At 40.7% G+C, this 1,022-nt stretch carries 1 protein-coding gene; it reads left to right on the top strand.

Annotation, left to right across the window (positions count from 1 at the left end; translation table 11 throughout):
- Positions 1-97: 97 nt before the first annotated feature.
- On the top strand, positions 98-1,022 hold a 925-nt coding region (locus HMPREF0519_RS12670), incomplete at its 3' end, for an IS30-like element ISLpl1 family transposase (RefSeq protein ID WP_040472850.1).

Raw genomic sequence — 1,022 nt, 5'->3', positions numbered from 1 at the left:
TAGATTGTAAAATTAATCCGAACGCTGTTCGGACAAAAAAGATCAGCTTCCTTTAAAATGGTGTTTACCACAAACCCATCTTTTAGGAGCTGATCTTTTGTCTAGTATAACCTATTCCGAACGAATTAAAATCGAAACCTTTTGTGAACTAGGGCTGTCCAATATCCAAATGGGCGTTCGGCTGAACCGATCACCGTCAACAATTTCTTATGAATTATCTCGATGTCAACCTTATCAGGCTGAATTAGCACAAACAGATGCCGAATACAAGCGATCACGATGTGGTCGGAAAACTAAGCTGAGCGATGAGTTAAAGCAAAAAATTCTCAACCATTTACGTCTAAGCTGGTCACCAGGAATGATTGCTCACGAATTTAAACTAGCTACTAAATCTATTTATAATTGGCTAAATCAGGGGAAAATTGGTTTCTCCTTGAATGATCTACCTGAACATGGCGTACGCCAACGGCGTAACGTTGACCAACGATCCAAATATAATCAATCTTTGGGGCGATCAATTGAACAGCGTCCCATGATGATTAATCAACGTAATCGCATCGGCGATTTTGAACTAGATACAGTCGTTGGTCCTCGTGGGCATAGTAAGGCAGTTTTATTAACTTTAATCGATCGCAAATCACGGTTCCTTTGGGCATACCGGTTAAAAGATCGGACGACAGCGACTGTTAATGAAGCACTAACTAAGTTCCTAACCACTTTTAATGGTCCGGTGCACAGCTTTACTGTGGACCGTGGCACTGAGTTTAGTGGGCTAGTATCACTTGAATCACAATATGGTATTAAGACCTATTACTGCCATGCTTATACTCCAGCTGAACGTGGTAGTAATGAACGCTTTAATCGGAATTTACGTTATTTTTATCCTAAAGGGACTCGTTTTGAGCACATTAGTGCTCAAGATTTAACGACGACGTTACTCCAAATTAACCAGCGACCGCTTAAAATACTCGACTGGCAAACACCGTATCAGGTTATGCTGACAAATTTGTCCAAAAATTCGG

Source organism: Lentilactobacillus hilgardii DSM 20176 = ATCC 8290 (genome assembly GCF_000159315.1).
Classification (GTDB): domain Bacteria; phylum Bacillota; class Bacilli; order Lactobacillales; family Lactobacillaceae; genus Lentilactobacillus; species Lentilactobacillus hilgardii.
This window is presented reverse-complemented; position numbering and strand designations above follow the sequence as displayed.